The organism is Aquimarina sp. MMG016, from assembly GCF_018100805.1.
In the GTDB taxonomy this organism is placed as follows: Bacteria; Bacteroidota; Bacteroidia; order Flavobacteriales; family Flavobacteriaceae; genus Aquimarina.
On sequence record NZ_JAGJEA010000027.1, the window covers coordinates 1 to 1159 of the forward strand.

The following is a 1159-nucleotide window of genomic DNA, read 5'->3' on the forward strand; positions in this document are numbered from 1 at the left end:
ACCAACATCTACGGAAGCTAGAATATCTAGTGTGATTGTATCACCGCTATCCAAAGTACCAATCACCCAATCTCCATTCGCATCATCATAAGTTCCTACGCTTGGTGTGTCAGATACATAAGTTACTCCAACTGGTAACGGATCATTCACTACTAATGCTGTTGCCTGTGCAGCCCCATTATTAGTAACTGTGATTGTATAGGTTACTATATCTCCTTCATTTGGAGTACTGTTATTAACCGTTTTACTAATCACAAGATCTGCGTCATTACCCACTATAATCTCTTCTTCAAGATCATTGTTGGTCAAATCAGGATCATCTTGTTCAAGAGTTACTGTGATAATATTATTAATCGTATCACCACTGGTACCAACATCTACGGAAGCTAGAATATCCAGCGTTGCTGTATCACCATTGTCTAACGTGCCTATATCCCAATTTCCGGATGCAGGTGCATACGAACCTTGAGAAGGTACATCACTTGAATAAGTAACTCCAGCTGGTAGTGGATCATTTACTACTAATGCTGTTGCCTGTGCCGCTCCATTATTAGTAACTGTAATTGTATAGGTTATCGTTTCTCCTTCATTTGGAGTACTGTTATTAACCGTTTTACTAATCACAAGATCTGCGTCATTACGCACTGTAATCTCTTCTTCAAGATCATTATTGGTCAAATCAGGATCATCTTGTTCAAGAGTTACTGTAATAACATTATTGATCGTATCACCACTAGTACCTGCATCTACAGTAGCTATAATATCTAATGAAATTGTATCTCCATTTATTATAGTACCAATCACCCAATCTCCTGTTGCATCATCATAGGTTCCTACACTTGGTGTATCAGACACATAGGTTACTCCAGCTGGCAGAAGATCATTCACTACTACTACGGTAGCGTCTGATGGTCCATCATTGGTTACTGCTATTGTGTATGTAATAGTATCTCCTTCATTTGGAGTACTATTATCAACCGTTTTACTAACAACTAGATCGGATACTGTTACTTCTCTGAAATCCACCTCTGCTGTCGAAGGTGCATCATCATTATCCGTACCAATGGCTCCGGTATCTAAATTATCATTCACATCAGGGGTAGTACCTGTAGTGTCTATCGTATCAAAGCCATCATCCAGTCCATCACCATCTGCATCA

At 39.3% G+C, this 1159-nt stretch carries 1 protein-coding gene; it reads right to left on the reverse strand.

Annotation, left to right across the window (positions count from 1 at the left end):
* On the reverse strand, nucleotides 1-1159 hold a 1159-nt coding region (locus J8M14_RS22935; RefSeq protein WP_211077174.1), incomplete at both ends, for a DUF11 domain-containing protein.